At 70.8% G+C, this 19,250-nt stretch carries 15 protein-coding genes and 1 pseudogene; 5 read left to right on the top strand and 11 right to left on the bottom strand.

The features are described 5' to 3' along the window. Positions 1-45: 45 nt before the first annotated feature. The 4 genes and pseudogenes from N5I75_RS39300 to N5I75_RS39285 all read left to right on the top strand — a co-directional run bounded on the left by N5I75_RS39300 (position 46) and on the right by N5I75_RS39285 (position 2,644). Complete coding sequence (locus tag N5I75_RS39300; protein ID WP_476685243.1) at positions 46-1,167, top strand: adenosylhomocysteinase; 1,122 nt, start codon at positions 46-48, stop codon at positions 1,165-1,167. Positions 1,168-1,172: 5 nt separating this feature from the next. After that, complete coding sequence (locus N5I75_RS39295) at positions 1,173-1,715, top strand: NUDIX hydrolase (protein ID WP_476685242.1); 543 nt, start codon at positions 1,173-1,175, stop codon at positions 1,713-1,715. A gap of 147 nt (positions 1,716-1,862) precedes the next feature. Beyond that, a pseudogene (locus tag N5I75_RS39290) lies at positions 1,863-2,129 on the top strand (tetratricopeptide repeat protein); the annotation flags it as partial. A 71-nt stretch (positions 2,130-2,200) separates the two neighbouring features. Continuing rightward, positions 2,201-2,644, top strand: coding sequence for an NUDIX domain-containing protein (locus N5I75_RS39285; RefSeq protein ID WP_476685240.1), 444 nt, complete (start codon positions 2,201-2,203; stop codon positions 2,642-2,644). Positions 2,645-2,738: 94 nt separating this feature from the next. Here the strand turns inward: N5I75_RS39285 and N5I75_RS39280 are convergent, their stop codons facing one another. The 8 genes from N5I75_RS39280 to N5I75_RS39245 all read right to left on the bottom strand — a co-directional run bounded on the left by N5I75_RS39280 (position 2,739) and on the right by N5I75_RS39245 (position 15,438). After that, positions 2,739-3,500 (bottom strand): thioesterase II family protein, encoded by a 762-nt coding sequence (locus N5I75_RS39280; RefSeq protein WP_476685239.1) that lies wholly within the window; start codon positions 3,498-3,500, stop codon positions 2,739-2,741. Positions 3,501-3,601: 101 nt separating this feature from the next. Next, positions 3,602-4,882 (bottom strand): aminotransferase-like domain-containing protein, encoded by a 1,281-nt coding sequence (locus tag N5I75_RS39275; protein ID WP_476685238.1) that lies wholly within the window; start codon positions 4,880-4,882, stop codon positions 3,602-3,604. An 18-nt stretch (positions 4,883-4,900) separates the two neighbouring features. After that, positions 4,901-6,298 (bottom strand): adenosylhomocysteinase, encoded by a 1,398-nt coding sequence (ahcY, locus tag N5I75_RS39270; RefSeq protein WP_476685237.1) that lies wholly within the window; start codon positions 6,296-6,298, stop codon positions 4,901-4,903. Further along, complete coding sequence (gene metF / locus N5I75_RS39265) at positions 6,288-7,169, bottom strand: methylenetetrahydrofolate reductase [NAD(P)H] (RefSeq protein WP_476685236.1); 882 nt, start codon at positions 7,167-7,169, stop codon at positions 6,288-6,290. Before metF ends, ahcY begins: the two co-directional genes overlap by 11 nt. Further along, positions 7,166-10,645, bottom strand: coding sequence for a methionine synthase (gene metH / locus N5I75_RS39260; RefSeq protein ID WP_476685235.1), 3,480 nt, complete (start codon positions 10,643-10,645; stop codon positions 7,166-7,168). Before metH ends, metF begins: the two co-directional genes overlap by 4 nt. After that, a complete protein-coding gene (locus N5I75_RS39255) occupies positions 10,642-11,625 on the bottom strand; it encodes a carbohydrate kinase family protein (RefSeq protein ID WP_476685234.1) in 984 nt (327 codons plus the stop codon). The genes metH and N5I75_RS39255 overlap by 4 nt, the downstream gene beginning before the upstream one ends. Positions 11,626-11,722: 97 nt before the next feature. Continuing rightward, positions 11,723-12,946, bottom strand: a complete 1,224-nt coding sequence (metK, locus tag N5I75_RS39250) for a methionine adenosyltransferase (protein ID WP_476685233.1) — start codon at positions 12,944-12,946, stop codon at positions 11,723-11,725. A gap of 218 nt (positions 12,947-13,164) precedes the next feature. Then, positions 13,165-15,438 (bottom strand): MMPL family transporter, encoded by a 2,274-nt coding sequence (locus tag N5I75_RS39245; RefSeq protein ID WP_476685232.1) that lies wholly within the window; start codon positions 15,436-15,438, stop codon positions 13,165-13,167. Between the two features lie 357 nt (positions 15,439-15,795). On the opposite strand from N5I75_RS39245, the gene N5I75_RS39240 reads away from it, so the two are divergent. Next, on the top strand, positions 15,796-16,194 hold the full coding sequence (locus N5I75_RS39240; RefSeq protein ID WP_476685231.1) for a hypothetical protein: 399 nt from the start codon (positions 15,796-15,798) through the stop codon (positions 16,192-16,194). Between the two features lie 181 nt (positions 16,195-16,375). On the opposite strand, the gene N5I75_RS39235 is transcribed toward N5I75_RS39240, so the two are convergent. The 3 genes from N5I75_RS39235 to N5I75_RS39225 are packed head-to-tail and all read right to left on the bottom strand — an operon-like array spanning position 16,376 to position 18,805. After that, a complete protein-coding gene (locus N5I75_RS39235) occupies positions 16,376-17,152 on the bottom strand; it encodes an ABC transporter permease (protein ID WP_476685229.1) in 777 nt (258 codons plus the stop codon). After that, positions 17,149-18,111, bottom strand: coding sequence for an ATP-binding cassette domain-containing protein (locus N5I75_RS39230; RefSeq protein WP_476685228.1), 963 nt, complete (start codon positions 18,109-18,111; stop codon positions 17,149-17,151). The genes N5I75_RS39235 and N5I75_RS39230 overlap by 4 nt, the downstream gene beginning before the upstream one ends. A 22-nt stretch (positions 18,112-18,133) precedes the next feature. Then, complete coding sequence (locus N5I75_RS39225) at positions 18,134-18,805, bottom strand: DUF4097 family beta strand repeat-containing protein (RefSeq protein ID WP_476685226.1); 672 nt, start codon at positions 18,803-18,805, stop codon at positions 18,134-18,136. Positions 18,806-19,250 lie beyond the last annotated feature (445 nt).

Below are 19,250 nucleotides of genomic sequence, written 5' to 3'. Positions count from 1 at the left end.
TCGCCTCACATGGCCCCCGGACCGAACGGATGAGAGGGCACTGCCATGGAAACCTTCGAGCGCGCCAGGCTGGACGCCTACTTCGCCCGGATCGCCGCCCAGTTCGCCCCGGGTGAGCAGACGGCGTCGTTCCTCATCACGCATCTGCTGGCCGAGCGTCCCGCGTTCGTCCGCGCGGTCGCCGCGATGACCCGGCTCACTGCGGTGCTGCCCAAGCCGAAGTCCGTCCACCCGGCCGCGAAGCGCGAGGTCGAGCGGACACACATGGTCGACGTCCTCACCCGTCAGATGTTCGCCCAGGCCGACGACGCGCTGGACTACATCGAGTCCCGGGCTGCCGGCGAGTCGGTCTGCCTGCTGGACGTCGGCGGCTACTTCGCCCCTAGCCTCACCGAGGTGCAAAGTCGCTTCACCGGGCAGCTCGCCGGGGTGATCGAGGACACCGAGAACGGGCACCGCCGCTACGAAAACCTCGACAAACTGCCCTGTCCCGTCGTCTCCGTCGCCCGCTCACCGCTGAAGGACCCCGAGGACTTCCTCGTCGGACAATCCGTCGTCTTCTCCACCGAGGCCGTCATGCGCGATCGCGGCGACATCCTCCATGGCCGCCGAGCCCTGGTGATCGGCTTCGGCAAACTCGGCTCCTCGATCGCCCGCCTCCTGCACGCCAAGGGCGTCCAGGTCACCGTCTTCGACATCGACCCGGTCCGCCGCACCCAGGCGCTCTCCCAGGGCTTCACCGTCGCCAGCAACGGTGAAACCGCCCTGACCGGGGCCGGCCTGGTGCTCTGCGCGACCGGCGCCGTCTCTCTGTGCGGCGAGGACTTCTCCCACCTGCGCAACGGCGCCTACGTCGCCACCGTCACCAGCAGCGAGGACGAACTCGACCTCGCCGGACTCCCCGACGTCTACACCCGCACCCAGGTCGGTGACCACGTCACCCGCTACCAGACCACCGGCCACTACTTCTATCTGGTGAACGGCGGCAACGCCGTCAACTTCATTCACGGCGCCAGCGTTGGGCCGTTCATCTTCCTGGTCCAGGCCGAGATCCTCGCCGGGATCAGGATGCTCACCCGCGGCGACCTCGCCCCCGGCATCCATGAGGTTCCCGCACCCGACCGCGAAGCCATCGCGGCGACCTGGCTCTCCTACTTCAACAGGTGATCACGATGACCATCACGGCCCACCACATCCGCACCACCATCGCCGCCTATCTCGATGAACACCCCGAGGACAGGCGCGAGCTCGGCGTCGTCCTCGGCCTCCTGGACGGCGACGGCGACCTCACCAACCGCAAGACCCTGCCCGGCCACGTCACCGCAGGGGCCATCCTCGTCGGCCCCGACGGCCGCATCCTGCACATTCTCCACAACGTGACCCAGAAATGGCTTCTGCCCGGCGGTCATCTGGAACCTTCGGACGACACGCTCCTTCAGGCCGCGGGCCGTGAACTCGCAGAGGAGACCGGCATCCCACCCCAAGTCGTGACCCCGCACGGCGAGACTCCGCTCCACATCGACATCCACCCCATCGACGCCAACCCCGCCAAGGGCGAGCTCGCCCACCAGCACTTCGACTTCCGCTTCCTTTTCCGCACCACCGCTGACATCGGCGAACTCCAAGCCGAAGAAGTCTCCGACGCTGCCTGGCGAACGGCCAGCGCCCTCCACGACGAGAGGCTGCGTCAGCGCGTCGCCCAAGCACTGCGTTGACCCCAAGACCGGCCGCCCCGCGCCTGCGAACCCCCGACGCGCGCGGGGCGGCCTCCCAGCCCGCCCGACGACAGGCCAGGTCGGCTATCAACTCGCCTGCGAAGCCGACCCGCACGGCCACGCCGCCTGGACACGTGGGTACTGAGCGACGCCCTGATCCGCTGGGACCCGGAGAAGTACCGACGCGTCCATGCCCTCACCCATGCCGACCTGGGCGACAGCCTGGCCGTTCAGGCCCGAGCCGACGAGGCCGTTGCCGCCTGGTCCCAGGCTCTGTCCCTCATGGAAGGCATGACCTCCGACCGCACCCGCAAGGCGATCACTTCGCTCCGCTCCACCCTCGCCGTCTACCAGCGCCGCAAAGTACCTGGAGCCGTCGAACTCGACCGCCGCGCACGCGAAGCACTGACCTAAGCTGCCCACCAACCGGTCGACGAGGGGACCCCTGCCGTGGCTCAGCCGCAGACCGACGACCAGTCGACTCCATGACCTTGCTGGTCGCCGCCGTCATCGTCCACGACAAGGCCGCCAACCGCGTCGTCCTCCTCCAACGCAGCGAGAACGCCAAGTTCGCGCAGGGCAAGTGGGACCTGCCGGTCGGCAAGAGCGAACCCGGCGAGCCCATCACCGAGACTGCGGTCCGTGAGCTGTATGAGGAAACCGGCCTGACTGTGAAGCCGGAAACCTTGAGGGTCGCCCACATCATCCATAGCGCCTGGGGCGTCGAAGCCCCCAACGGCTTCCTCACCGTCGTCTTCGCCACCCACGAATGGACCGGCGAACCCGAAAACCGCGAACCCCGCAAACACGCCCAGGTCCGCTGGGTCGACGCGGATGCCATCCCAGAGGAGTTCGTGCACACCACCGCGAGCGCCGTCCATCGCTACCTCGCCGACGGCCCCCAGGTATCGCTGGACGGGTGGAAGTAAGGATCACCACCGCGCCACCGCGACCTGCATCCCCCTGAGCGGGGACCGGGTGGCCCGCACTTCCCAGCGCGCACCGAACGTTGAACCGGGTCGCTCACACGGCGACCGTGCGCGCCGCCGCCAGCCCCTCCGTGACCGCCTCCGCGACCGGGCGGAGTTGGTCGAAGAGGTAGAAGTGGCCGCCGGGGAAGACCTTCAGGCCGAAGTCGCGGGTGGTGTGGGCGCGCCAGGTCCACATGTCGTCGACCGTCGTCATCGGGTCGCTGTCGCCGGTCAGCGCGGTCACCGGGACGTCCAGCGACTCGCCGCCGTGCCAGCGCACCGTGCCGAGGATGCGGTAGTCGGCGCGCAGCGCGGGCAGCACGATCTCCAGGATCTCCGGGTCCTCCAGCATCGCCTGCTCGGTGCCGCCGAGGCGGCGGACGTCGGCCAGCACGTCGTCCTCGCCGAACCTGCCGTACTCGAGGTCCCGGCCGTCCGGCGCGCCCCGGCCCGACAGGAACAGCCGCTCGGGCCGCGGCAGTTCGGCGCGGGCGGCAAGGAGCCGGGCCGTCTCGAAGGCGACGAGCGCGCCCATGCTGTGGCCGAACAGGGCGTAGGGCCGCCCGGGGTCGGCGGCCACCTCGCCGGCCAGCTCCCCGGCGACGGTCTCGACCAGCGTGGTCAGGTCGGTGAACGGCTCCTCGCGGTAACGGTCCTGGCGCCCGGGGTACTGCAGGGACACCACGTCGAACGAGGACGGCAGGGTGCGCGCGAGCTGCATGTAGGAGGTCGCGGAGCCGCCCGCGTGCGGGAAGCAGAAGAGCCGGGGCCCGCTGCCGACAGGGGTGAAGCGTCGGAACCACGTGCTGTTCACGGTCGGAAGTCCCTTCGTGGGAGAAAGGCCGTCGACCCCGACGGAGCATTCTCCGGCGGGGTCGCGGCGTTGTCCGGGCTCATGGCCGCACGGAGCGGAACTCACGCGCGGAATGCACATACCTCCGATGCTCCGGGGGTGCGCTCGGCCGGCGCTGGAGAGCCGATGGAGGGTCCGGGCGCCAGCTCCGCCGCCAGCACGTCGGCCAGGCGCCGCACCCCCTCCACGATCCGCTCAGGCGTCGGATAGCAGTACGACAGACGCATCTGCCGCGCCCCGGACTTGTCCGCATAGAAGCCGCTGCCCGAGGCGTACGCCACCCCGGCCGCGACCGCGCGCGGCAGCATCGCCCGGGTGTCGACGCCCTCGGGCACGGTCACCCACACGTAGAAACCGCCGTCCGGCACGGTCCACGCGCACCCCGGTGGCAGCAGCCGCTCCAGCGCGTCCAGCATCGCGTCGCGCCGCTCACGGTAGAGGTCGCGGAACACCTCGATCTGCCCCTGCCAGTCGTGCGCGGCGAGGTACCGCTCCACGATCATCTGGTTCAGCGTGGGCGGGCACAGCGTCGCCGACTCCATCGCGAGGACGAGCTTGTCCCGCACCTCGGCCGGCGCGAGCACCCAGCCGACCCGGAGACCGGAGGCGAACGTCTTCGAGAACGAGCCCAGATAGACGACGTTCTCCGGGTCCAGCGAGCGCAGCGCCGGGTGGGCGGTGCCGTCGAAGCCGAGCAGCCCGTACGGGTTGTCCTCCACCACCAGGACGTCGTAGGCGCGGCAGATCTCCAGGATCTCGGCCCGCCGCCCCGCCGCGAGCGTCACGCCCGCCGGGTTGTGGAAGTTCGGGATCGTGTAGAGCAGCTTCACCCGCTGCCCGGCGGCCCCGGCCCGCCGCAGCGCCGCCCGCAGCTCGTCGGGGACGAGCCCGTGCCCGTCCATCGGCACATGCACGACCTGCGTCTGGTACGCCGCGAACGAGCCGAGCGCGCCGACGTACGAGGGGCCTTCGGCCAGTACCACGTCGCCCGGGTCGCAGAGCAGCCGGGTCAGCAGGTCGATCCCCATCTGCGAGCCGACCGTCACCACGACGTCCTCCGGCCGCGCGGCGATCCCCTCCAGCGCCATGACGTCACAGATCCGCTCCCGCAGCGGCGGAAGGCCGTGCGCCGACGCGTACTGCAGCGCCGTCAGACCGTCCTGTGCGACGAGCCGCGCCACCTGCCCGGAGAGGGCGTCCAGCGGCAGGGCGGCCAGGTTGGGCATGCCGCCCGCGAGGGAGACCACCTCGGGCCTGCTGGCGACCGCGAACAGCGCCCGGATCTCCGAGGCTTCCATGCCGGCCGTGCGCACGGCGAACCGGTTCGCTGCGATGTCGTGCACCTGGACCTCCCGGCCCCGTCAGTAGCGGTAGTGGTCGGGCTTGTACGGACCGTCGACGCCGACGCCGATGTACGCGGCCTGCTCCGGGCGGAGCGTCGTCAGCTTCACGCCGAGCGAGTCCAGGTGGAGGCGGGCGACCTTCTCGTCCAGGTGCTTCGGCAGCGTGTAGACGCCCACCGGGTACTCGGACTGCTTGGTGAACAGCTCGATCTGCGCGAGCGTCTGGTCGGCGAAGGAGTTGGACATCACGAAGGACGGGTGGCCGGTCGCGTTGCCCAGGTTCAGCAGGCGGCCCTCGGACAGGACGATGATGGTCTTGCCGTCGGGGAACGTCCACGTGTGGACCTGGGGCTTGACCTCGTCCTTGACGATGCCGTCGATCGCCGCGAGTCCGGCCATGTCGATCTCGTTGTCGAAGTGGCCGATGTTGCCGACGATCGCCTGGTGCTTCATCTTGGCCATGTCGCTCGCCATGATGATGTCCTTGTTGCCTGTCGTGGTGACGAAGATGTCGGCCTTGTCGATCACCTCGTCGAGCGTGGTGACCTGGTAGCCGTCCATCGCCGCCTGGAGCGCGCAGATCGGGTCGATCTCGGTGACGATCACGCGGGCGCCCTGGCCGCGCAGCGACTCCGCGGAGCCCTTGCCCACGTCGCCGTAGCCGCAGACGACCGCGGTCTTGCCGCCGATCAGGACGTCGGTGGCGCGGTTGATGCCGTCGACCAGGGAGTGGCGGCAGCCGTACTTGTTGTCGAACTTCGACTTCGTCACCGCGTCGTTCACATTGATCGCGGGGAACAGGAGAGTGCCTTCACGCTGCATCTCGTACAGGCGGTGGACACCCGTCGTGGTCTCCTCCGTCACGCCGCGGATCTCCGAGGCGATGGCGGTCCAGTCGAGCGTGGAACGCTCGAGGAGGCCGCGCACGACCGTCATCTCCTCGCCGGACGCCTCCGGCAGCGCGCCGCTCTTCTGGCGCTCGACGCCGAGGTGGACGAGGGAGGTCGCGTCGCCGCCGTCGTCCAGGATCATGTTCGGGCCGGTGTGCCCGGGCCAGGTCAGCGCCTGCTCGGTGCACCACCAGTACTCGTCCAGGGTCTCGCCCTTCCAGGCGAAGACCGGGATCCCGGCGGCGGCGATCGCGGCGGCGGCGTGGTCCTGCGTCGAGTAGATGTTGCAGGAGACCCAGCGGACCTCGGCGCCGAGCGCGACCAGGGTCTCGATGAGGACGGCCGTCTGGACCGTCATGTGCAGGGAGCCGGTGATCCGCGCGCCCGCCAGCGGCTGGGCGTCGGCGTACTCCGCGCGGATCGACATGAGGCCGGGCATCTCGTGCTCGGCGAGGGTGATCTCCTTGCGCCCGAACGCGGCGAGGGAGAGGTCGGCGACCTTGAAGTCGGTGAACTCAGCTGACATGGAGGCTCCTTGAGCTGTTCAGTACGGCACGGCTGTTCAGTACGGCACGGTGGATGTCCAGGGTCGCCGTGGACTTGTTGAGCGTGATGTAGTGCAGGCCGGGAGCCCCCTCCGCGAGCAGGCGCTCGGCCATCGCCGTGGCGTGGGCGACGCCGATCTCGTACGCGTCCCGCGGGCGGTCCCGGGCCGCCTCCAGGCGGTGCGCGAGGTCCTCGGGGAACGCGGCGCCGGACAGTTCGGCGAACCGGCCGATCTGGCGGGCGTCCGTCGCCGGCATGATCTCCGGGATGATCGGCGTGGCGCAGCCCGCGGCGGCCACCCGGTCCCGGAGCCGCAGATAGTCCTCCACGTCGAAGAACATCTGGGTGACCGCGTAGTCCGCCCCCGCGCGGCACTTGGCCACGAAGTGGCGGATGTCGGTGTCCCAGTCCGGCGAGCGCGGGTGCATCTCGGGGAACGCCGCGACGCCGATCCTGAACTCGCCCAGCGAGCGCACGAGTTCGACGAGCTGGTAGGCGTACGTGAAGCCGTCCGGGTGGGGCCGCCAGGGGCCCCTCGGATCGCCGGGCGGGTCACCGCGCAGGACGAGGACGTCCCGGACGCCGACGTCCGCGTACTGGCCGATGATGTGCCGCAGTTCGGCCACCGAGTGGTCGACGGCCGTCAGGTGCGCCACCGGGCGCAGGGTCGTCTCGGCGACGATGCGCTGGGTGACCTGCACCGTGCGCTCGCGCGAGGAGCCGCCCGCGCCGTAGGTGACGGAGACGAAGTCGGGGGCGAGCGGTTCGATCCGGCGCAGCGCCTGCCACAGGGTCTGCTCGCCCTTGGCGGTCTTCGGCGGGAAGAACTCGAAGGAGAACGTCGGTCTCATCGTCCGCCTCCCGCCCGGCCCGCGTTGAAGTAGCTCGCGCCGGGATGGTGGACGACGATCGCGTCGGTGGACTGCTCCGGGTGGAGCTGGAACTCCTCGCTGAGATGGACGCCGATCCGCTCGGGCCGCAGCAGGTCCGCGATCTTGGCGCGGTCCTCCAGGGCCGGGCAGGCCGGGTAGCCGAGGGAGTAGCGGCAGCCCTGGTACTCGGTGCGGAACATGCCGTCCATCGCGGCCGGGTCGCTGCCCGCGATCCCGAGTTCGGCGCGGACGCGGGCGTGCCAGTACTCGGCGAGCGCCTCGGCCAACTGCACGGAAAGTCCGTGGAGTTCGAGGTAGTCCCGGTAGGAGTCGGCGGCGAACAGCTCGGCCGTCGCCTCACCGACCTTGGATCCGACGGTGACGACCTGGAGCCCGACCACGTCCGTCTCACCGGACTCCTCGGGGCGGAAGAAGTCCGCGAGGCACAGGCGGCGGCCGCGCGGCTGGCGCGGGAAGGTGAAGCGGGTCCGCTCGTGCCCGTTCTCGTCGAGGATGATCAGGTCGTCGCCCTTGGAGACGCAGGGGAAGTAGCCGTGGACGACGGCGGCCTCCAGGAGGTTCTCGGTGCGCAGCCGGTCCAGCCACATCCGCAGCCGGGGCCGCCCCTCGCTCTCGACGGTGTCACCCTTGAGGCCCCACTGGCCCTTGAAGAGGGCGCCTTCGTCGAGCCAGGAGGCGTACTCCTTGAGCTGAATGCCCTTGACCACGCGGGTGCCCCAGAAGGGCGTCTGCGGTACGGGGTTGTCGGTGGCGACGTCCGAGCGGCCGGTGTCCCGCGGCTCCTCCAGGACGAGGTCCCGCTTCGGCACGCGGCGCTGCTTCAGCTCGGGCAGGGTGGCTCCGGGCACGCCGCGCTTGACCGCGATCAGGGCGTCCATCAGGCGCAGGCCCTCGAAGGCGTCACGGGCGTAGCGGACCTCGCCCTCGTAGATCTCGTGCAGGTCCTGCTCGACGTAGGCGCGGGTGAGGGCGGCGCCGCCGAGGATGACCGGGTAGTCGGCGGCCATCTTGCGCTGGTTCAGCTCCTGGAGGTTCTCCTTCATGATCACGGTGGACTTGACCAGGAGTCCGGACATGCCGATCACGTCGGCCTTGTGCTCCTCGGCGGCTTCCAGGATCGCGGAGACGGGCTGCTTGATGCCGAGGTTGACGACGTTGTAGCCGTTGTTGGACAGGATGATGTCGACGAGGTTCTTGCCGATGTCGTGCACGTCGCCGCGCACCGTGGCCAGGACGATGGTGCCCTTGCCCTCGGAGTCCGACTTCTCCATGTGCGGCTCCAGATAGGCCACCGCGTTCTTCATCACCTCGGCCGACTGCAGCACGAACGGGAGCTGCATCTGCCCGGAGCCGAACAGCTCGCCGACCACCTTCATGCCCGCGAGGAGCGTGTTGTTGACGATGTCGAGGGCGGGCGTGGACCGGAGGGCTTCGGCCAGGTCTTGATCGAGGCCGTTCTTCTCGCCGTCGATGATCCGGCGCTGGAGCCGCTCGTCCAGCGGGAGTGCGGCCAGCTCCTCGGCCTTGCCGGCCTTGAGGGACTTGGCGGTGGCGCCCTCGAACAGCGCCATCAGCTTCTGGAGGGGGTCGTAGCCCTCGGCGCGGCGGTCGTAGATCAGGTCCAGGGCGGTGGCGACCTGCTCCTCGTCGAACCGCGCGATGGGGAGGATCTTCGAGGCGTGCACGATCGCCGAATCCAGACCCGCCTTGACGCACTCGTCGAGGAAGACGGAGTTCAGCACGATGCGGGCGGCCGGGTTCAGGCCGAAGGAGATGTTGGACAGGCCGAGGGTGGTCTGCACGTCCGGGTGGCGCTTCTTCAGCTCCCGGATCGCCTCGATGGTGGCGATACCGTCCTTGCGGGACTCCTCCTGACCCGTACAGATCGTGAAGGTCAGGCAGTCGATCAGGATGTCCGACTCCTGGATGCCCCAGTTCGTCGTCAGGTCGGCGATCAGCCGCTCGGCGATGGCGACCTTGTGCTCGACGGTGCGGGCCTGGCCCTCCTCGTCGATGGTCAGCGCGATCAGCGCCGCACCGTGCTCCTGCGCCAGGCGGGTGACCTTGGCGAAGCGGGAGTCCGGACCGTCGCCGTCCTCGTAGTTCACCGAGTTCAGCACCGCACGCCCGCCGAGCTTCTCCAGCCCCGCCCGCAGGACGTCGACCTCGGTGGAGTCGAGCACGATCGGCAGGGTGGAGGCGGTGGCGAAGCGGCCGGCCAGTTCCTCCATGTCGGCGACGCCGTCACGGCCGACGTAGTCCACGCACAGGTCGAGCATGTGCGCGCCCTCGCGGATCTGCTCGCGCGCCATCTCCACACAGTCGTCCCAGCGGGCCTCCAGCATCGCCTCGCGGAACTTCTTCGACCCGTTCGCGTTCGTCCGCTCACCGATCGCCATGTACGCGGTGTCCTGGCGGAACGGCACCGACTGGTACAGCGACGCCGCACCCGGCTCCGGACGCGGATCGCGCCGCACCAGCTCCGCGCCGCGCACCCGCTCCACGACCTGGCGCAGATGCTCGGGGGTCGTCCCGCAGCAGCCGCCGACCAGCGAGAGCCCGTACTCGCGGACGAAGGTCTCCTGCGCGTCGGCCAGGCCCTCAGGGCCGAGCGGGAAGGTGGCACCGTCCGAACTCAGTACCGGCAGGCCCGCGTTGGGCATGCACATCAGCGGTGTCGAGGAGTGCCGTGCCAGATGGCGCAGGTGCTCGGTCATCTCGGCCGGGCCCGTCGAGCAGTTCAGGCCGATCAGGTCGATGCCGAGCGGTTCCAGGGCGGTGAGCGCCGCGCCGATCTCCGAGCCGAGGAGCATCGTCCCGGTCGTCTCGAAGGCGAGCGAGCAGATCAGGGGGGTGTCGACGCCGAGCGCGTCCATCGCGCGCCGCGCGCCGATCAGCGCCGCCTTCGTCTGCAACAGGTCCTGGGTCGTCTCGACGAGGAGCGCGTCCGCGCCGCCTGCGAGGAGTCCTTCGGCGTTGCGCTGGAACCCGTCGCGCAGCACGCCGTACGCGACGTGGCCGAGGGTCGGCAGCTTCGTGCCGGGGCCCATCGAGCCGAGGACCCAGCGCTGCTGTCCGGTCCGCGCGGTGAACGCGTCGGCGACCTCGCGGGCCACCCGCGCGCCCGCCTCCGACAACTCGTACGCGCGCGTGGCGATCTCGTACTCGCCGAGCGCCGCGTGGTTCGCGCCGAAGGTGTTGGTCTCCACGCAGTCGACGCCCGCCGCGAAGTACGCCTCGTGCACCGAGCGCACGATGTCGGGGCGGGTGATGTTGAGGACCTCGTTGCAGCCCTCCAGCTGCTGGAAGTCCTCCAGGGTCGGCTCACGGTCCTGGAGCATGGTGCCCATCGCGCCGTCCGCCACGACCACGCGCGTCGCGAGGGCTTCGCGCAGGGCGGCGACGCGGGCGCGGCCCTCGTCCACGGCGCTCACGAGCGTCCGCCCAGGACCGTGGCGAGCGGGCCGACGGCACCGTGGCCGTAGGCGCGTTCGACGGTGCGGGTCAGCTCCGCCGTGTCCACCTCGTACGTCTGCGAGCCGACCGCTGCGAGGACGACGGAGGCCAGCGCGCAGCCCAGTCGAGCCGCCGAGCGGGCCTCGGCGCCGTGGCCGACGGCGGCGAGGAACCCGGCGCGGAACGCGTCGCCGACCCCGGTCGGGTCGGCCGTCTCGGCGACGGGGACGGCGGGGACGGTGAGGGGCGCGCGTCCGGCGCTCTCGACGCGGACGCCGCCGGCGCCCAGGGTGGTGACCCACGTGCCGACGGCGTCGAGCACCTGCTCGCGGGACCAGCCGGTGCGCTCGCGCAGCAGCGCCGCCTCGTACTCGTTGGTGAACAGCCAGGTCGCGCCGGTGACCAGGGCGCGCACCTGCTCGCCGTCGAGGCGGGCGAGCTGCTGCGAGGGGTCGGCGGCGAAGGGGATGCCGAGTTCGCGGCACGCCGCCGTGTGGCGGAGCATCGCCGCGGGGTCGTCGGGGGAGACGAGGACGAGGCCGGGGCGTTCGGCGGCGGTGAACAGGGTTCGCAGGTCGATGTCGGAGGCCTCGGCCATCGCGCCGGTGTGGAACGCGGCGATCTGGTTGGCGTCCTCGTCGGTGATGCACATGAAGCGGGCCGTCTGCCGCTCGGGCGCGACGCGTACGCCGCCGGTGTCCACGCCGTGCTCCTTCAGCCACACCTCGTACTCGGCGAAGTCCGCGCCGACCGCCCCGACGAGGAGCGGGGTGAGGCCGAGACCGCCGAGCCCGAACGCGATGTTGGCGGCGACGCCGCCCCTGCGCACCTCGAGCCGGTCGACGAGGAAGGAGAGCGAGAGGTGCGCCAGCTGGTCGGGGAGCAGGTGGTCCGCGAACCGCCCGGGGAAGACCATCAGATGGTCGGTGGCTATGGAGCCGGTCACCGCGATGCGCACAGAACACTCCTTGGTCGCTTCGGTCGCTGACCGCCGGTGGCGCACGCGCCCGGCCGTCGGGCGGCGGACCCGGCGGGCCCGCCGCACAGGTGCGGGCTCAGATGCCCGCGGCGGCCCTGAGCCGCTGGGCGCGGTCGGTGCGCTCCCAGGTGAAGTCGGGCAGTTCGCGGCCGAAGTGGCCGTAGGCGGCGGTCTGCGCGTAGATCGGGCGGAGCAGGTCGAGGTCGCGGATGATCGCGGCCGGGCGCAGGTCGAAGACCTCGGCGATCGCCGCCTCGATGGTGGCCTGCGCGACCTTGCCGGTGCCGAAGGTCTCCACGAACAGGCCGACCGGCTCCGCCTTGCCGATCGCGTACGCGACCTGCACCTCGCAGCGGGACGCGAGTCCGGCCGCGACGACGTTCTTCGCGACCCAGCGCATCGCGTACGCGGCCGAGCGGTCCACCTTGGACGGGTCCTTGCCGGAGAACGCGCCGCCGCCGTGGCGGGCCATGCCGCCGTACGTATCGATGATGATCTTGCGGCCGGTCAGGCCCGCGTCGCCCATCGGGCCGCCGATCTCGAACCGCCCCGTCGGGTTGACGAGGAGGCGGTAGTCGTCCGTCTCCAGCTTGATCCCGTCCTCGGCGAGCTGGTTGAGCACGTGCTCGACGACGTGCTCGCGCAGGTCGGGGACGAGCAGGGAGTCCAGGTCGATGCCGGGGGCGTGCTGCGAGGAGACCACGACCGTGTCGAGCCGGACCGGGCGGCTGCCCTGGTACTCGACGGTGACCTGCGTCTTGCCGTCGGGCCGCAGATAGGGGACCGTGCCGTCCTTGCGCACCGCGGTCAGGCGGCGCGAGAGCCGGTGGGCCAGCTCGATCGGCAGCGGCATCAGGTTCGGCGTCTCGTCGGTCGCGTAGCCGAACATCAGGCCCTGGTCGCCCGCGCCCTGCTGGTCGAGCTCGTCGCCCCCGTCCTTGCCGGAGGCGCCCTCGACGCGCTTCTCGTACGCCGTGTCGACGCCCTGCGCGATGTCCGGGGACTGCGCGCCGATCGACACCGAGACCCCGCAGGACGCGCCGTCGAAGCCCTTCGCGGAGGAGTCGTAGCCGATGTCGAGGACGGCCTCGCGCACGAGCTGCGCGATCGGCGCGTACGCCGTGGTCGTCACCTCACCGGCGACGTGGACCAGGCCGGTGGTGATCAGCGTCTCGACCGCGACGCGGGAGGCGGGGTCCTCCCGCAGCAGCGCGTCGAGCACGGTGTCGCTGATCCGGTCGGCGATCTTGTCGGGGTGTCCTTCGGTCACGGACTCCGAGGTGAACAGGCGACGGGACATGACTCTCCAGACGGTTGTGGACCACAGCGCGAAGGGCGTCGGACACGAAGCGCGGCACAGGCGGACGGAACCGCCCGGGTGCCCGCCACGATGACCGACCCCGAACGAGGAGCACTCGAAGAGCGGCTGAACCCCGCCAGAGCCGAACCGGCCGCCGCCGCGCACACGTACGGCCCGGTGCGACCCGCAAGGGGTCGCACCGGGCCGCGGAGGACACGTCAGTGCACGAGATCGCGCTCGTACGCCCCCGGTTCGCCCTGTCTGCCGGGTCCGGCGGGCACCGGAGCGGGCCGCAGGCCGCGCAGCTTCTCGCCCTCCACGTCGACGTTGGGCAGCAGGCGGCCGAGCCAGCGGGGCAGCCACCACGCGGCGTCGCCGAGCAGCGCGTGCACGGCGGGCACGATGGTCATGCGGACGAGGAACGCGTCGAACAGGACCGCCGAGGCGAGGCCGAAGCCCATCATCTTCACCAGGTCGTTGACCTCGAAGATGAAGCCCGAGAAGACGCTGATCATGATGATGGCGGCGGCCGTGACGACCCGTCCGCTGTGCCGGAAGCCGGTCACGACGGCGTCCTTCGCCCCGGCACCGTGCACGTACGCCTCCCGCATCCGGGTCACGAGGAAGACCTCGTAGTCCATCGCGAGCCCGAAGACCACACCGATCATGAACATCGGCATCGTGGTCATGATCGGGCCCGGCTGCTCGACCCCGAGCACATCGGCGGCCCAGCCCCACTGGAACACCGCGACGACCGCGCCGAGCGCCGCGCTCACCGACAGCAGGAAGCCGAGCGCCGCCTTCAGCGGCACGAGCACCGAGCGGAACACCAGGAGCAGCAGCAGGAACGCGAGGCCGACCACCAGCGCCAGGTAGGGCACCAGCGCGTCGGAGAGGGTCTGCGAGAAGTCGATGAACAGGGCGGTCTGCCCGGTCACCAGGATCTCGGACGCGCCCGAGGCCGCCGCGAGCGCCGCGGCCCTGGCACGGACGTCCTTGACCAGTTCCTTCGTCGCGTCGTCCGTCGGTCCTGTCTTCGGTACGACGCTGAGGATCGCCGTGTCGCCCGCCTTGTTGGCGGTGGCCGGCGAGACGGACGCGACCCCCGCCGCCTTCTTCAGCGCGGCGCCGGCCTTGTCACCGGCGGCCGCCGCGTCCCGGCCCTCGACGGTCACGGTCAGCGGACCGTTGAACCCGGGCCCGAACGACTGCGACAGCAGGTCGTACGCCTTGCGCTGCGTGGTGTCCTTCGCCATCGTGCCCTCGCCCGGCAGACCGAGCTCCAGCTTCGTGGCGGGCAGGGCCAGCGCCCCGAGCCCGAGGACCGCGACGATCAGCACCCCCACCGGGCGGCGCACCACGAACGACGCCCAGCGCGTCGACAGGTTCGGCTTCGTCCGCGCGGCCAGCTTCGCCGCCTTCTTCTCGGACCTGGCGAGCTTGCGCGCGGACAGCGGCTTCCTCGTCCGGACGAGACGGCGGTCGGCGACCCGCACCACGCGCCGCGGCGCGAAACCGAGGAGCGCCGGTACGAGGGTGACCGCCACCAGTACGGCGACGGCGACCGTACCCGCCGCGGCGAGACCCATCTTGGTGAGGACCGGGATGTTCACGACCGCGAGACCCGCGAGCGCGATGATCACGGTGAGCCCGGCGAAGACGACCGCCGAACCGGCGGTGCCGGTCGCCCGGCCCGCCGCCTCGTCGGGGGAGTGCCCCTCGGCGATCTCGGCGCGGTAGCGGAAGATGACGAACAGGGCGTAGTCGATGCCGACCGCGAGGCCGATCATCATCGCCAGCGTCGACGTGGTGGCCGAGAGGTCGAGCGCGCTGCCGAGGGCCGTGATGGCGGACGTGCCGATGGCCACCCCGATCAGGGCGGTGAGCAGCGGCATTCCGGCGGCCAGCAGCGCGCCGAACGTCAGCACGAGGACGACGGCGGAGACGAGCACGCCGATCTGCTCGCCGGTGCCGTTCATCTCCTGCTCGACCATGATGGCGTCGCCGCCCGCCTCAACGGTCAGACCGCCGTCGCGGGCCCGGTCGGTGGCCTTGGTGAGTGCGTCGTGCGCGGCGTCGGTGACGTCGGGCGCCGCGACCTCGTAGGTCACCACCGCGTACGCGGTCCGGCCGTCGCCGCTGATCGAGCGGGCCTTGAACGGGTCGGCCACGGCGGCCACTTGGGGTGCCTTGCCGAGTTCGCCGACGAGGCGTTCGACGACGGCCCGCTCGTCGGAGATCGTCTTGTTCTCCGGTGCGCGCAGCACCACACGGGCGCTGGCGCCCTCGGCGCTCGCGTCGGGGAACTTCTTCTCCAGCAGGTCGAACGCCTTCTGGGACTCGGTGCCCGGCATCGAGAACTGCTCGGTGGGCGGGGTGGGCGCGGACGACGCCGCGGCACCGGCGCCGACGACGATCAGCACCCAGAAGAGAGCGAAGAGGCCGCGGCGCCTGAAGGCGAGACGGCCGAGTCGGTAAAGGAAGGTAGCCACGGCAACCGCGCTTCCGTCGAGTGAGGGGTGGGGACGTACGCGGACGCCGGTCACCAGGGCGTCCACGCCCGGGCGGTCCGGTCCCGCATGACCACACGTTGACGGGAAAGGCCATCGGCCCGCCGGAATTTCCGGGCGCTCTGAAGCGGTCCTCCAGCGCTTCTCGACGCCACGCGCCTTTTCTGGCCAGCCGCGCTCCCGGCGCCCTCCGGCCGCGCTGAAGGCCGGCACGAGCGGCACATGAGAACCGGTGGACCGGCCCTCCCCGCCCTCCCCGGCCGCGACACCATGGGCGCGCGTCCTGTCCGGCACCTCCGCAGACCTCACCGGTCGTCTCAGGGAAGGGACCCGACCCCCATGCCCCGCACTCACGGTTCGACACGTCCGCGCGTCCTGGCCGCCGCCACCGCCCTCGCCGCGGGGGCGCTCACCCTCACCGGCTGCGAGGCGGCCCACCGCACCCTGGACTGCGTCCGCACCGCCAACGCCGTCGCCAACAGCGTCGACGACCTGCAACGCGCCGCCCGCGACGCCGCGTTGGACCCCTCCGAGGCCCACGGTTACTTCTCCCCGATCAAGGAGGACCTGAAGGACATCGCCCGCCAGAGCGACAACGTCGACGTGGACAAGGCCGTCAAGGATCTGGGCCGGGCCGTCGCAGGCGTCGTCGAGGCGCTCAGGGACGGCGACACGAGCCCGGACCTGGCCCCCGCCAAGGCCGCCGCGGGCGAGCTGACCAAGGCCTGCACGCGGTGAGACGGGCTCCGGCGGTGCGCGCGGCGTCGTGGAACGCCGGAAGCCCGCCGGTGCCCCACGGGGGTGGGCGGGGCGCCGGCGGGCGGGCTCGGGGGTCGTGCGGGCGGTGTGGCCCAGGGCGGACTCCCTGGACCGAGCATCCCCGCAGCCGGGGGAGTACCGCTCGTGAACCGCTGGAGGACTACTTGGGGTCGGCGTTGAACTGGGCCTTGGACCACAGGTAGCCGAGGACCGTCAGGCCCACGCACCAGACGAGCGCGATCCACCAGTTGTTGCCGATCTCGCTGCCGAGGAGCAGGCCGCGCAGGGTCTCGATGGCCGGGGTGAAGGGCTGGTACTCGGCGATCGGCTGGAACCAGCCGGGCATCGAGCCGAGCGGGACGAAGGCGCTGGAGATCAGCGGCAGCAGGATCAGCGGCATCGCGTTGTTGCTGGCCGCCTCCGCGTTCGGGCTGCCGAGGCCCATGCCGACCGCGATCCAGGTGAAGGCGATCGCGAAGAGGGTGACGAGGCCGAAGGCCGCGAGCCACTCCAGGACCGAGGCGTCGACCGAGCGGAAGCCCATGGCGACACCGATCGCGCCGACGAGGACCAGGCTCAGGAGCGTCTGCACGACGCTGCCGACGACGTGGCCGAAGAGGATCGAGCTGCGGTGGATGGCCATGGTGCGGAAGCGGGCGATGATGCCCTCGCTCATGTCCGTGGAGACGGACACGGCGGTGCCGATGGTGGTGGAGCCGATCGTCATGAGCAGGATGCCGGGGACGATGAAGGAGATGTAGGCGTCGCGGCCCGCGCCGCCGCTCATCGTGTCGCCGAAGATGTAGACGAAGAGCAGGAGCAGCATCACCGGGGTGAGCAGCAGGTTCAGCGTGAGCGACGGGTAGCGGCGGGCGTGCAGCAGATTGCGGCGCAGCATCGTGCCCGAGTCGCGGACCGCGAGGGACAGGGAGCTCATCGGACGGTCTCCTTGGGCTGGGTGGGGACGCCGCTCGTGCTGGTGAGCGCGAAGAACACGTCGTCCAGGTCGGGGGTGTGCACGGTCAGCTCGTCGGCCTCGATGCCCGCGGCGTCGAGCCGGTCGAGGATCGAGCGCAGATTGCGCTGGCTGCCGTCGCTGGGGATCTGCAGGGCGAGGCTCTCGTCGTCGCGCGCGGCCTCGGACAGGGCGAGGGCGGCGGACTGGAAGCCGATGGGGTCGGTGAACCGGAGGCGGACGTGGCCGCCGGGGACCAGCCGCTTGAGCTCCTCGGCGGTGCCCTCGGCGGCGATCTTGCCGTCGTTCAGGACCGCGATCCGGTCGGCGAGTTCGTCGGCCTCCTCCAGGTACTGGGTGGTGAGGAAGACGGTGACGCCGTCGGTGACGAGCTCGCGGATGATGTTCCACATGTTGTGGCGCGAGCGCGGGTCGAGGCCGGTCGTCGGCTCGTCGAGGAAGATGATGCGCGGGCTGCCGACCAGGGTCATCGCGATGTCCAGGCGGCGCTTCATACCGCCGGAGTAGGTGGACGCCGGCTTCTTGGACGCCTCCACCAGGTCGAAGCGGGCCAGGAGTTCGGCGGTGACGCGCCTGCCCTCCGCCTTGGACAGGTGGTGCAGGTCGGCCATCAGGAGCATGTTCTCCTCGCCGGTGATCAGCCCGTCGACGGCGGAGAACTGCCCGGTGACACCGATCACGGCGCGGGCGGCCTGCGCCTGCGTGGCGAGGTCGTGCCCGCCGATCGTGATCTGCCCGGTGCCCGCGTCGGGCGCGATCAGGGTGGAGAGGATCTTCACGGCGGTGGTCTTGCCCGCACCGTTGGGCCCGAGGAGGGAGAAGATCGTGCCCTCGGGGACGGTGATGTCGAGCCCGTCGAGGACCGTCTTGTCTCCGTAGGACTTGCGCAACCCGTGTGCCGCGATGGCCAGGTTCGTCATGGGGGGAGCTCCGTTTCGGGTGTCAGAGGCCGCGGGCGGTGATGTCGCCGTGCGAGGTGGTCGCGTGGATGGTCAGACCGGCGGCGGCACCGTCGCTGTTGCGCAGCGTGTTGGTGATCCGGCCGTAGGCGGTACGGGCGTCGAGCGTGGCGGAGACGCCGGGGGCGGCGCCGACCGAGATCCGGCCCGACTCGGTGTGCAGGGTGAGGGTGCCGGAGGAGGCCTCGGCGATGGTCAGGTCGCCCTTCTGGGCGCGGAGTTCGGCGGACCCGGTGAGGCGGCCCACCGTGACGTTCCCGTCGGCGACGGTGAGCCGGGTGCCCGCGGTCTCGTCCAGGGCGACGGTGGCCTGCGCCCCTTCGAAGGTGACGTCGCCGAGCCGTCCCTTGCTGCGCAGTTCGGCGGCGGCCGCCTTCGCGTCGACGTGCGATCCGGCGGGCAGGTGGACGGTCACCTCGACGGAGCCGGAGTTGCCGAGCGCCGCGCGCTTCGCCTCGGGCGCCTCGACGCGCAGCACGCCGTCGCGGCAGGAGACCTCGATCTGCTCGGCGGCCTTCACGTCGCGGCTCTTGCCGGCGTCGGCGGGCAGCACCTCCACGCTGGTCACGGCCTGGTCGGTCGCGATGAGGTGGATGCGCCCCGCCGGGATGTCGAGGACGGTCTGGACCGGGGCCGGGGTGTCGAACTTCTGCATCGTGCTCTCCTTCATCCGCGTCGCGGTCCCTGCGGCCCGCCGTTTCTGATGATGGAAACGCTACGTTGCATTCACGACTTCGGCAACACAACTTGTGCGCTCAACTCGCCAAGTATGCAGCTCAGAGCCGGAATTTCATTGCAATGAGAACGACTTGAATGCAACGAATCGAGTGGCAAGTGTTGCAATGGTTGACGGTGAACGTCATGGGGGAGTGCCGGGGCCGCGCTCGGGCCGCCGCACCGGACCGGGCGACGGGCCGACTGTCCCGCGCACCGGTGCAGCGCCGCTCGAGCCGCACTTGAGCGCGCTGGCCGATAGTTTCGGCTGATAGAAACGCTACGTTGCGTTCAGCCGTGTGGGAAAGTATGCGCAGCGCAACTACGGCGCGACGTGAGGAAAGTGGGCGAGGGGTTTGCAACGATCTCTGGGCGAACGCAACGGT

The sequence above is a fragment of the Streptomyces sp. R818 genome, from assembly GCF_056172735.1.
The sequence above is the reverse complement of the archived record's forward strand: the minus strand, read 5'-3'. Positions and strand labels throughout refer to the sequence as shown.